Origin of the sequence: Mycobacterium sp. 1245805.9 (genome assembly GCF_001672915.1) — a bacterium.
In the GTDB taxonomy this organism is placed as follows: domain Bacteria; phylum Actinomycetota; class Actinomycetes; order Mycobacteriales; family Mycobacteriaceae; genus Mycobacterium.
The window spans coordinates 1-10,718 of sequence record NZ_LZKR01000170.1; the positions used below are offsets into that span (position 1 = coordinate 1).

Sequence of the window (10,718 nt, forward strand, 5' to 3'; positions counted from 1 at the left end):
GAGCAAGCTCGGCGCCGACGAAGGCGACGTCGACAACGCTGTTCACACCCTGGTGCCGGCCCTGCTCGGCGGCCTGCAACAGAACTCCGAAGATCCCGAGCACGCCGACCGGATCGAATCCATGGCAACCAGTCACGCCGCGCGTGGCCTGCTCGACGCCGGCGGCGGCGAGGCCGATGGCCACCAGGCGGTCGCGACGCTGTTCGGTGGCAACGACGCCGATCAGGTCGCGTCGGCGCTGGCCGATCGGGGCGGCGGCGACCGTGAACTGCTCAAGCAGTTGCTGCCGGTGGTGCTGCCAATTGTGTTGGCATACATCGGAAAACGGCTCAGCTCGGGCGATGAGAGCGGCGCGTCGAAGAAGGGGCCGTCTTCCGGCGGCGGCCTGGGTGAAGTGCTGGGCAGCATCCTCGGTGGTGGCTCCGGCGACAAATCCCTCGGCGGCATCCTCGGCGGTGTGTTGAGCGGCAAGGGGGGCGCGCTTGGCGATCTCCTCGGCGGCCTGCTCGGCGGCAAGAAGTAGTCCCGACTGTTTACGGGCAGTTCCCGGATACTTTCGATTGCGTCGGGTTCAAGGCTGCCCAAGGCGAACCAGGATGAGTAGGTTTGTCCTTATCGGACAAGGGAAATGACGTCCGACCCCAATCGGCCGGGCGGCGACAACGAGAGGGGAATGAAGTGTCGGACACACTCACCGCGGGACAGAAGCTGGTGCCGGGCGAAGCGCTCACCTCGCACAACGGCGCCTACACCCTCACCTTGCAGGACGACGGCAACCTGGTGCTGGCCGCGCGCGGCCAGGCCCTCTGGGCCACCGGGACCGACGGCCAGGGTGTGGTGCGGGCCGAGGTGCAGCCCGACGGCAATTTCGTTGTGTACACGGCCGACAAGCCGGTGTGGCACACCGCCACGCAGGGCAGGAAGGACGTCAAGCTCGTGCTGCAGGACGACCGCAATCTGGTGCTCTACGCCGCCGACGGCGCGGCCTGGTCGACCAAGACCGAGACCGACGCTCCGCCGCCCCCGGCACCCGAGGCCGCGGCCACCGAGGAGGCGCCCGAGGTCGAGGAGCCGGTCGCCGACACCGCCGTCGAGGAGCCCACGGGCGAGGGGGCTGCCCAGGCGGCTCCCGAGGCTGCTGCCGAGCCAGAGCCAGAGCCCGAGCCCGCCGCGCGAACGTACACCGTCGAATCCGGGGACACCCTGTGGGCCATCGCCGAGCGCTTCTACGGCGACGGCAGCAAATATCAGGCGATCGCCGACGCCAGCAGCATCTCCAACCCCGACCTGATTCAGCCCGGCCAAGTGCTGACTATTCCCTGATCGTCGGGGATGGCGGTGGCGGTCGGATCCGCGTGACCAGCGGATTCGACCGCTTACTCGCGCGCAACGGAGTCTCCCTAGAATTGACCGGTGACCGCCCCCCCCCACCCCGCCGCCGACCAGCTCCCCAAGTCGTGGGATCCGGCCGCGATGGAGGACGCGATCTACCAGAAGTGGCTGGATGCGGGCTACTTCAAGGCCGACGCGAGCAGCTCCAAGCCCGCGTACTCGATCGTGTTGCCGCCGCCCAACGTGACCGGCAGCCTGCATATGGGCCACGCGCTGGAGCACACCATGATGGACGCCCTGACCCGGCGCAAGCGCATGCAGGGCTATGAGGTGCTGTGGCAGCCGGGCATGGACCACGCGGGCATCGCGACGCAGAGCGTGGTGGAAAAGCAGCTCGCGGTCGACGGCAAGACCAAGGAGGACTTCGGCCGGGAGCTGTTCGTCGACAAGGTGTGGGACTGGAAGCGAGAGTCCGGCGGCGCCATCGGCGGCCAGATGCGCCGGCTCGGCGACGGCGTGGACTGGAGCCGCGACCGCTTCACCATGGACGAGGGCCTTTCGCGCGCGGTGCGCACCATCTTCAAGCGGCTCTACGACGCGGGGCTGATCTATCGGGCCGAGCGGCTGGTCAACTGGTCACCCGTGCTCGAGACGGCCATCTCGGACCTCGAGGTGAACTACCTCGACGTCGAGGGCGAGCTGGTGTCGTTCCGGTACGGCTCGCTCGACGACGCGGAGCCGCACATCGTGGTCGCCACCACCCGGGTGGAGACGATGCTGGGCGACACCGCGATCGCGGTCCATCCCGACGACGAGCGCTACCGCCACCTGGTCGGCACCAGCCTGCCGCACCCCTTCGTGGACCGCCCGCTCCTCATCGTCGCCGACGAGCACGTCGACCCCGAATTCGGCACGGGCGCGGTCAAAGTCACGCCCGCGCACGATCCCAACGACTTCGAGATCGGGCTCCGGCACGAGCTGCCGATGATCTCGATCATGGACACCAAGGGCCGGATCGCCGACACCGGAACGCAATTCGACGGAATGGACCGCTTCGTGGCGCGGGTCGCGGTGCGCGAGGCGCTGGCGGCGCAGGGCCGGATCGTCGAGGAGAAACGGCCCTACCTGCACAGCGTCGGGCATTCGGAGCGCAGCGGCGAGCCGATCGAACCGCGGCTGTCGCTGCAGTGGTGGGTCCGGGTGGAATCGCTGGCCAAGGCCGCCGGTGACGCGGTTCGCAACGGGGACACCGTGATTCATCCCGCCAGCCTGGAGCCCCGCTGGTTCGCCTGGGTCGACGACATGCACGACTGGTGCATCTCGCGGCAGCTGTGGTGGGGCCACCGCATCCCGATCTGGTACGGGCCTGACGGCGAGCAGGTCTGCGTCGGTCCCGACGACGCGCCGCCGGAGGGCTGGGAGCAGGATCCCGACGTGCTGGATACCTGGTTCTCCTCCGCGCTGTGGCCGTTCTCCACGCTGGGCTGGCCGGCGGAGACCCCCGAGCTGGAAAAGTTCTATCCCACAAGCGTTTTGGTCACCGGCTACGACATCCTGTTCTTCTGGGTCGCGCGGATGATGATGTTCGGCACCTTCGTCGGCGGTGACGACGCCATCACGCTCGGCGGTCGCCGCGGCCCGCAGGTGCCGTTCACCGACATCTTCCTGCACGGGCTGATCCGCGACGAGTTCGGCCGCAAGATGAGCAAGTCCAAGGGCAACGTCATCGACCCGCTGGACTGGATGGAGGCGTTCGGCGCCGACGCCCTGCGGTTCGCCCTGGCCCGCGGCGCCAGCCCCGGCGGTGACCTGTCCGTCGGCGAGGACGCCGTCCGGGCCTCGCGCAACTTCGGCACCAAGCTGTTCAACGCCACCCGCTACGCGCTGCTGAACGGGGCCGCGCTGGCCCCGCTGCCGGCGCAGGCCGAGCTGACCGACGCCGACCGCTGGATCCTCGGGCGCCTGGAAGAGGTTCGCGCAGAAGTGGATTCGGCCTTCGACGGCTACGAGTTCAGCCGCGCCTGCGAATCGCTGTACCACTTCGCGTGGGACGAATTCTGCGACTGGTACGTCGAGCTGGCCAAGACGCAGCTCGCCGAGGGCCTCGCCCACACCACCGCCGTGCTCGCCGCGGTGCTCGACACGTTGCTGCGGTTGCTGCACCCGGTCATCCCGTTCCTCACCGAGGCGCTGTGGCAGGCCCTGACCGACCAGGAGTCACTGGTGATCGCCGAGTGGCCCAAAACGTCGGGCATCGCCCTGGATCCCATTGCCGCGCAACGGATCGCCGACATGCAACGGCTCGTCACCGAGGTCCGCCGCTTCCGCAGCGACCAGGGTCTGGCCGATCGGCAGAAGGTGCCCGCCCGGCTGGCCGGCGTGGACGCCACCGACCTGAGCGGCCAGGTGGCGGCGGTGACATCGCTGGCGTGGCTCACCGCGCCGGATCAGAGTTTTCAGCCGTCCGCGTCGGTGGAGGTGCGGCTGTCCGGCGGCACCGTCGTCGTCGAACTCGACACGTCGGGCACCATCGACGTCGCCGCCGAGCGCCGGCGCCTGGAAAAGGATCTGGCCGCGGCGCAAAAGGAGCTGGCATCCACGGCCGCCAAGCTGGGCAACGCCGACTTCCTGGCCAAGGCCCCCGACCAGGTCGTCGCCAAGATCCGCGACCGCCAGCGCGTCGCCCAGGAGGAAACCGACCGGATCAACGCGAGGCTGGCCACGCTGCAATGACTTTGGAGCCGCCCGAACGGGCCACCAGCGCGGCTCCCACTCCGGATGAGATCGCGTCCCTGCTGCAGGTCGAGCACCTGCTGGATCAACGCTGGCCGGAGACCCGCATCGAACCCAGCCTGACCCGGATCAGCGCCCTGATGGACCTGCTGGGGTCGCCGCAGCTGGGGTATCCGTCCATCCACATCGCGGGCACCAACGGCAAGACCTCGGTGGCGCGCATGGTCGACGCCCTGGTGACCGCGTTGGGCCGGCGCACCGGCCGGACCACCAGTCCCCACCTGCAATCGGCGGTCGAGCGCATCACCATCGACGGGCACCCGATCAGCCCGGCCCAATACGTGGCGACGTACCGCGAGGTCGAGCCGTTCGTGCAGATGGTCGACGCGCAGTCGCAGGCCGACGGGGGCCCGGCGATGAGCAAGTTCGAGGTGCTCACCGCGATGGCGTTCGCCGCGTTCGCCGACGCGCCCGTTGACGTGGCGGTGGTCGAGGTGGGCATGGGCGGCCGTTGGGACGCCACCAACGTGATCAACGCGCCGGTCGCGGTGATCACCCCCGTCGGCGTCGACCATGTGGAATACCTCGGCGCCGACCTCGCCGGGATCGCCGGCGAGAAGGCCGGCATCATCCACCAGGCGCCCGAGGACGCCCCGGACACCGTCGCCGTCATCGCGCGGCAGGCGCCGGAGGCCATGGAGGTGCTGCTGGCCCAGGCCGTGCGCGCCGACGCCGCCGTCGCCCGCGAGGATTCGGAGTTCGCCGTGTTGGGCCGCCAGGTCGCGATCGGCGGGCAGGTGCTGCAGCTGCAGGGCCTGGGCGGGGTCTACTCGGACGTCTACCTGCCGCTGCATGGCGAACACCAGGCCCATAACGCGGTGGTGGCGCTCGCGGCGGTCGAGGCGTTCTTCGGGGCGGGCGCGCAGCGACAGCTCGACGTCGAGGCCGTCCGTGCCGGTTTCGCCGCGGTCACCAGCCCCGGCCGCCTGGAACGCCTGCGCAGCGCGCCGACAGTGTTCATCGACGCCGCGCACAATCCGGCCGGGGCGACGGCGCTGGCGCAGACGCTGGCCGGCGAATTCGACTTCCGGTTCCTGGTCGGCGTGCTGAGCATCATGGCCGACAAGGACGTGGACGGCATCCTGGCCGCGCTCGAGCCGGCGTTCGATTCGGTCGTCGTGACCCATAACGGCTCGCCGCGCGCGCTGGACGTCGAGTCGCTGGCGCTGGCCGCCCGCGAGCGGTTCGGCCCCGATCGCGTGACGACCGCGGAAAACCTGCGCGATGCCGTCGACGTCGCGACCGCCCTGGTCGACGAGGCGGCCACGGAAATCGGTGAGGCGGAATCGTTTTCGGGCACCGGGATCGTCGTCACCGGCTCGGTGGTCACCGCCGGGGCCGCGCGGACCCTGTTCGGACGTGATCCGGCGTGACCGACCAAAATGCGGCCCCACCGGCCGACCCGTGGAAGAGCTTCGGCGGCGTGATGGCCGCGACGCTGATCCTGGAGGCGATCGTGGTGCTGCTGGCGATTCCGGTGGTGGGCGCCGTCGGCGGCGGGCTGAACGGCGCGTCGCTGGCCTATCTGATCGGACTGGCCGTCGTGCTGATCCTGCTGGCCGGGCTGCAGCACAGGCCGTGGGCGATCTGGGTGAACCTGGGCGTGCAGGTGGTGCTGCTCGCCGGTTTCGCGGTGTATCCGGGGGTGGGGTTCATCGGCGTGCTGTTCACCGGGTTGTGGGCGCTGATCGCGTACTTCCGGGCCGAGGTCCGGCGCCGTCAGTCGCCGCCAAGCTAGACACGAATCGGTTCTGTACGCTGTCCGCCGTGACCGAACGGACCCTGGTACTGATCAAGCCGGACGCCGTCGAGCGGCATCTGATCGGCGAGATCATCGGCCGCATCGAGCGGAAAGGCCTCACCATCGCGGCGCTGGAACTCCGCCATGTCAGCGAGGAGCTGGCCGGCCAGCATTACGCGGAGCACGAAGGCAAGCCCTTCTTCGGGTCGTTGCTGGAATTCATCACCTCGGGGCCGGTGGTGGCGGCGATCGTGGAGGGGCCGCGCGCCATCGCGGCGTTTCGGCAGGTCGCGGGCGGTACCGACCCGGTGGACAAGGCCACGCCCGGCACGATTCGGGGCGATTTCGGGCTGGAGACTCAGTTCAACCTGGTGCACGGGTCCGATTCGGCCGATTCCGCGAAGCGCGAGATCGGGCTCTGGTTTCCCGGAATTTAGCGCCGGGGCGATTGCGGGCCGCCTCGGGGACCCGGCGGCGTTTGCTGACGCGCGCGGATCGGGCGCGGGTGGGCACTGGAAGTGATGTGGGATACTGACAGCGGGTGAACGTCGCCGGACCGGTGTCGGACACCCGAATGAAGACTTAGACAAGCGCGACCATCGCGATCCCGCGATGTTGCGCCGCATGTCAGGCCTACATTCAGCACGGCGCCGAGCGAGCTCTAACTGAGCCGCTCGGGGCGAGACCATCACAAGCCTGGGAGAAGCGACCCGGGCCGATAGCGAAGCCCTCGCGTGGCCGCGTCGAAACGACGCGCCCGGGGGCTAGAGGAGAATACGTGGCAGACAGCGCACCACCCACAGACTCGTCACGGGAGCCGGCCCAGAATGCGGACCTGCCGGACCGCCTGAGGGTTCACCAGCTGGCACGGGCGCTGGGGAGCACCAACAAAGAGGTGCTCGCGGCGCTCAACGCAATCGACGGGCGTGACCGCAACGTGCACTCCGGCGTGGACCGCGAGGACGCGATCAAAGTGCGCGAACTGCTCTTCGCCCAACCCCTGCCGAACATCCCGGGCTTCAGCAGCGCCGCCGCCGCCCAACAACCGCTGCTGCTCGACGCCTCAAGTGCGGGAAGGGATTACATGCCGCTGTTCGTCGCGCCGCAGCCGGTCGAGCTCGGCGGCGAACGCGACAGCGACGCGGATGATTCGGCCGACTCCGACGATTCCGACACCGACGACGACGAACAGACCGACCGGCCCGCCAACCGGCGGCGCCGGCGCGGCCGCCGGGGGGGCGGCCGGGGCCGCGGCGAACAGGGCGGCGGCGACGGCCAAGACGTAGACGAGGACACCGACTCCGACGACACCGACGAGGACGACTCCGACGTCGGCGACGACGAGAACGGGTCCTCGGAGGCGGCCAGCCGCCGCCGGCGGCGGCGCCGACGGCGCAAGTCGGGGGGCGGTGACGACGGCGACGAGGGCCCGTCGCCCGACGATCCGCCGAACACCGTGGTGCACGAGCGCCCGCCGCGCAGCGGCAAGAACGGCGACGGGGACGGCAGCGCCGAGATCAAGGGCATCGACGGCTCCACCCGGTTGGAGGCCAAGCGGCAACGCCGCCGCGACGGGCGCGACGCCGGACGGCGCCGCCCGCCGGTGCTGACCGAGGCCGAGTTCCTGGCGCGCCGCGAGGCCGTCGAACGGATGATGGTCGTGCGCGACCGGGTCCGCACCGAGCCACCGCACCCGGGCGCGCGCTACACGCAGATCGCGGTGCTGGAAGACGGCATCGTCGTCGAGCACTTCGTCACCTCCGCCGCCTCCGCCTCGCTGGTGGGCAACATCTACCTCGGGATCGTGCAGAACGTGCTGCCCTCGATGGAGGCGGCCTTCGTCGACATCGGCCGCGGCCGCAACGGCGTGCTCTACGCCGGGGAGGTCAACTGGGAGGCCGCGGGGCTGGGCGGGTCCGACCGCAAGATCGAACAGGCCCTCAAACCCGGCGATTATGTCGTCGTGCAGGTCAGCAAGGACCCGGTCGGCCACAAGGGCGCCCGGCTGACCACGCAGGTCTCACTGGCCGGCCGCTACCTGGTTTACGTGCCGGGCGCGTCGTCGACCGGGATCAGCCGCAAACTGCCCGACACCGAACGCCAGCGGCTCAAGGAGATCCTGCGCGAGGTGGTGCCGTCCAACGCCGGGGTGATCATCCGCACCGCGTCCGAGGGGGTCAAAGAGGAGGACATCCGCAAGGACGTCACCCGCCTGCAGGAACGCTGGGAGCAAATCGAGGCCAAGGCCGCCGAAACCAAACAGAAGGCGGCCGGCGCCGCGGTGTCGCTCTACGAAGAGCCCGACGTGTTGGTCAAGGTCATCCGTGACCTGTTCAACGAGGACTTCGCCGGCCTGATCGTTTCCGGCGACGAAGCCTGGAACACGATCAACGAGTACGTGAATGCCGTTGCGCCAGAGCTGGTTTCGAAGCTCACCAAGTACGAGCCCGCCACCGGGCCGGACGACGCGAGCGGCCCGGACGTGTTCGCGGTGCACCGCATCGACGAACAGCTCGCCAAGGCGATGGACCGCAAGGTGTGGCTGCCGTCGGGCGGCACGCTGGTGATCGACCGCACCGAGGCGATGACGGTCATCGACGTCAACACCGGCAAGTTCACCGGATCCGGGGGCAACCTCGAGCAGACCGTCACCAAGAACAACCTGGAGGCGGCCGAGGAGATCGTGCGCCAGCTGCGGCTGCGCGACATCGGCGGCATCGTGGTCATCGACTTCATCGACATGGTGCTGGAGTCCAACCGCGACCTGGTGTTGCGCCGCCTGACCGAGTCGCTGGCCCGTGACCGCACCCGCCATCAGGTCTCCGAGGTGACCTCCCTGGGCCTGGTCCAACTGACCCGCAAGCGGTTGGGAACCGGGCTGATCGAGGCGTTCTCGTCGACGTGCCCCAACTGCGGCGGCCGCGGCCTGCTGCTGCACAGCGATCCCGTGGATTCGGCCCCGTCCAACGGCCGGAAGTCCGAATCCGGTGGCCGCCGGGGCAGGCGGTCGAAGAAGAAGGGGGCCGAGGAGCCCACCGTGGCCAAGGTGCTGCCGGCCCACGCCCCCGGGGAACACCCGATGTTCAAGGCGATGGCGGCGGGCGCGTCCGGGGCGTCGGAGGCGGCGACCGAGGGTGACGGGGAGCCCGAGGAGACCGCCGAGGAAGTCACCGTCCAGGTCGACGGGGAGGCCGAAGAGCGGCCCGAACCGGTCCTGGTGGGCGCCGACTTCGATGACAACGGACAGGACTTTGGGGACAACGACAAGGACTTTGGGGACGACGACGAGGACGAGGACGACCTCGACGACGACGATGACGACCTCGATGACGAGGACCTCGACGTGGACGACGATGACGACGAGGACGACGACGACGAGGACGACGACGACGACGAGGACGACCTCGACGACGACGAGGACAGCGTGGACACCGGCGCGGCCGGTGACGCGGGAGCGGCTTTCGGCCGTCCGCGCCGTCGCCGGGCGGCGGGCAGGCCCGCCGGCCCGCCGATCCACGTGGACTGACCTGCGTCACCCGAGCGGTCAGGCGAGCCGGTTTGACCCTGTAGCCGCTGGTCACGTACCCTTGGACAGTTGTCGTCAGGCCAGGCCGCTAAGACTTTGGCCGGCGACGGGCGGGACTCCCGGGTGACCGGCGCGGACCCGCACCCCAGACCCACCACGAACCAGCCGGTGGCACGCGCGCGAAGGAATGAGGCAGGAGCAACGATGGCGACGTACGCAATCGTCAAGACCGGCGGCAAGCAGTACAAGGTCGCCGTCGGAGACGTCGTCAAGGTCGAGAAGCTGGACTCCGAGCCGGGCGCCAACGTGACGCTGCCGGTCGCCCTGGTCGTCGACGGCGCCAAGGTCACCAGCGACGCCGCCGCGCTGGCCAAGGTCGCGGTGACCGGCGAGGTGCTCGAGCACACCAAGGGCCCCAAGATCCGCATCCACAAGTTCAAGAACAAGACCGGCTACCACAAGCGTCAGGGTCACCGTCAGCAGCTGACGGTCCTGAAGGTCACCGGGATCAAGTAGCGGGAGGCGACAGACATGGCACACAAGAAGGGCGCTTCCAGCTCGCGCAACGGCCGCGACTCCGCCGCGCAGCGGCTGGGTGTGAAGCGGTTCGGCGGCCAGGTCGTCAAGGCCGGCGAGATCATCGTCCGCCAGCGCGGCACCAAGTTCCATCCCGGCGTCAACGTCGGGCGTGGCGGCGACGACACGCTGTTCGCCAAGGAATCCGGTGCCGTCGAGTTCGGGACCAGGCGCGGCCGCAAGACCGTCAGCATCGTCGCGGCCGGGCAGACCGCCGACTAGGCGTCCGGCGGCGGGCCCCGGCCCGCATCGGCGCCCGCGGTAGTTGAGAGGACCCTCGATGCCCCGGTTTGTCGATCGCGTCGTCATCCACGCGCGCGCGGGTTCCGGCGGTAACGGCTGCGCGTCGGTCCACCGGGAGAAGTTCAAGCCGCTCGGCGGCCCCGACGGCGGCAACGGGGGTCGCGGCGGCAGCATCGTGTTGGTCGTCGACCCGCAGGTGCATACCCTGCTGGACTTTCACTTTCACCCGCACGTCACCGCGCCCTCGGGCAAGCAGGGGATGGGCAACAACCGCGACGGCGCCGCCGGCGCGGACCTCGAGGTCAAAGTCCCCGACGGCACCGTCGTCCTGGACGAACGCGGGCGCCTGCTCGCCGACCTGGTGGGGGCGGGCACCCGCTTCGAGGCGGCCGCCGGCGGCCGCGGCGGCCTCGGCAACGCCGCGCTCGCCTCGCGGGCCCGCAAGGCCCCGGGCTTTGCGCTGCTCGGCGAGCCGGGCCAGGCCCGCGACCTGACGCTGGAGCGCCA

9 protein-coding genes and 1 pseudogene are annotated in these 10,718 nt (G+C 69.8%); all 10 read left to right on the top strand.

What is annotated here, in order from left to right; translation table 11 throughout:
• The coding region (locus A9X00_RS23075) for a DUF937 domain-containing protein (protein WP_197515243.1) at window positions 1-523 on the top strand (523 nt) is incomplete at its 5' end.
• A 155-nt stretch (window positions 524-678) separates the two neighbouring features.
• Window positions 679-1,323: a LysM peptidoglycan-binding domain-containing protein gene (locus A9X00_RS23080; RefSeq protein ID WP_067158778.1), complete on the top strand. Its 645-nt coding sequence runs from the start codon at window positions 679-681 to the stop codon at window positions 1,321-1,323.
• Between the two features lie 90 nt (window positions 1,324-1,413).
• Window positions 1,414-4,065, top strand: a complete 2,652-nt coding sequence (locus A9X00_RS23085) for a valine--tRNA ligase (RefSeq protein ID WP_067158780.1) — start codon at window positions 1,414-1,416, stop codon at window positions 4,063-4,065.
• Entirely contained in the window at window positions 4,062-5,498 is a 1,437-nt protein-coding gene (locus A9X00_RS23090; RefSeq protein ID WP_067158781.1) for a folylpolyglutamate synthase/dihydrofolate synthase family protein, read from the top strand. Before A9X00_RS23085 ends, A9X00_RS23090 begins: the two co-directional genes overlap by 4 nt.
• A gap of 53 nt (window positions 5,499-5,551) precedes the next feature.
• Window positions 5,552-5,863, top strand: a complete 312-nt coding sequence (locus A9X00_RS23095) for a DUF4233 domain-containing protein (protein WP_369830785.1) — start codon at window positions 5,552-5,554, stop codon at window positions 5,861-5,863.
• A 29-nt stretch (window positions 5,864-5,892) separates the two neighbouring features.
• Window positions 5,893-6,303: a nucleoside-diphosphate kinase gene (ndk, locus tag A9X00_RS23100; protein ID WP_067158783.1), complete on the top strand. Its 411-nt coding sequence runs from the start codon at window positions 5,893-5,895 to the stop codon at window positions 6,301-6,303.
• A 398-nt stretch (window positions 6,304-6,701) separates the two neighbouring features.
• Window positions 6,702-9,392 carry an Rne/Rng family ribonuclease gene (locus A9X00_RS23105; protein ID WP_369830786.1) on the top strand — a complete coding sequence of 897 codons (2,691 nt, stop codon included), beginning with the start codon at window positions 6,702-6,704 and terminating at the stop codon, window positions 9,390-9,392.
• A 204-nt stretch (window positions 9,393-9,596) separates the two neighbouring features.
• Window positions 9,597-9,908 (top strand): 50S ribosomal protein L21, encoded by a 312-nt coding sequence (gene rplU / locus A9X00_RS23110; RefSeq protein ID WP_067158787.1) that lies wholly within the window; start codon window positions 9,597-9,599, stop codon window positions 9,906-9,908.
• A gap of 15 nt (window positions 9,909-9,923) precedes the next feature.
• The gene (rpmA, locus tag A9X00_RS23115; protein WP_067158788.1) at window positions 9,924-10,190 is read left to right on the top strand and encodes a 50S ribosomal protein L27; all 267 of its coding nucleotides are present in this window, start codon (window positions 9,924-9,926) and stop codon (window positions 10,188-10,190) included.
• A gap of 58 nt (window positions 10,191-10,248) precedes the next feature.
• Window positions 10,249-10,718: pseudogene (locus tag A9X00_RS23120) on the top strand (GTPase ObgE); the annotation flags it as partial.